This window comes from Campylobacter sp. BCW_6871 (assembly GCF_001762325.1).
Classification (GTDB): domain Bacteria; phylum Campylobacterota; class Campylobacteria; order Campylobacterales; family Campylobacteraceae; genus Campylobacter_D; species Campylobacter_D jejuni.
The window spans coordinates 1-1,601 of record NZ_MJWQ01000010.1; the positions used below are offsets into that span (position 1 = coordinate 1).

Genomic DNA, 1,601 nt, shown 5'->3' on the forward strand with positions numbered 1-1,601 from the left:
TATGTTTTTTAACTTAACTCTTAATTCTTTATTTTCTTTTAAATAGTTTAACACGTCTTTTTCTTTAAATAATTTAGCTTTTTCTAGTTCTATTCTCTCTTCTAAAGCTTCAATAAAATTATTTAAATATCTTTTAGTAACATCAAACAGCTTAGAATCTTGCCTTAAACGCTCCAATTCTTGTGGTTTTAAAAATATTCCCAAATTTTCATATTTCAAAGGTTTATCAAAAAATTCTTTAGTAAAGTTGATATATTCTTTAGATTGTTTATAAAATTCAATCAAATTTGTAGATGTGATTTGAAGATGGATGCCATTATTATCTTTTAATGAGGATAAATTTTCGTAAGATTTCATTAAAGAATAAACATTATCTATATCCTTAGAATGTATATATAAAGTAAATGGCAATATCCCTAAAAAATCTCCATTCATAACTCCTTCAAAAAATTTTTTATCTGTTGGTTTCTTGAAACCAAATTTATCAGCTAAAACACACATTGTATCAAATGCTTTTGCTGGTTTTATTTCTTCCATGTCAATGTAAAAAACTTTGAAATTCTTAATCGAGGATAACAAAGAATTATATAGAAACCATCTATCTGTAAAAAACCAAAAATTTAGATATTCAATCATCGGAGCATTAGCAAATTTTCCAACTATACTGGTACCATATTTTTTACAATTTAAAATTTTATTGAAATCTGAACTTAAATTAAATAATCGAACATCTTTATTTGGATTATTGGTATGATGATTCACAGCTGTTTTAAGCCGCGATATGGGATCTCTTACCAAAAAAAGAATTATCACTTTTTTTAAAAAAAGTGATAAAAATTTTTCCCTATATAATGTATTTAAACCCCATTCTGTATAATATAAAATATTATTTCGGTGTCTTTCTTTAAATAAATTATAATTTAAATAATAACTTTTTAAAAAACTTCTATGAAAATCATAATGCATATTTAAACCACATTTTTGAAAAAAAGAAGATAAAGCACCACCTCCAGATAACCCAAATAATGGATACACAAATTCATAATTATCAGGCAAAGGCAAATTCATTTCCCATGCAAGTTCAGCTGGTATGTTTTTATAGTTTATTTTTTCTTTTTCATCATTAAGTTTTTTAGGATCAAGTAAAGATGGGTAAAGATGGTTTTCTTTTTTGTATTTTTCATTAAAATCATTTGACAATAGCCATTCTTCTATAAGGTTAAAATTCTTTATAAAATAATCAAAATTATGAAAGATATTTTCTATAATAGGTTTATAGTCTTTATGGGTTTTTAATAACTTTTCTATTTGTAAAATTTTTTCCAAGAATAAAGATTTATTGCTTAAAAGATCTTTAGGAATTTCTACATCATATATTTTAAATTGATCAAATGTTTTTTTAAATATTTGAAATTCTTTATTGGCTTTTTTTATATTTTTAGCTAATGTAAAAATACTTCCTTTATACCAAGTTTTAAAAGTTTTGATTAGAACTTCACCTAATATATAAGATAAATGAAATTGATATTTTAAAGCTTGTTTATAATCAGGACATTTTTCTAAGTTAGGATATTTTAAAGAAGGAAAAACTTTGATGGTTT

At 23.2% G+C, this 1,601-nt stretch carries 1 protein-coding gene; it reads right to left on the minus strand.

What is annotated here, in order from left to right; genetic code table 11:
• Nucleotides 1–1,601: DUF2972 domain-containing protein (locus tag AJ930_RS00705; RefSeq protein WP_070274698.1), on the minus strand; the 1,601-nt coding region annotated here is incomplete at both ends.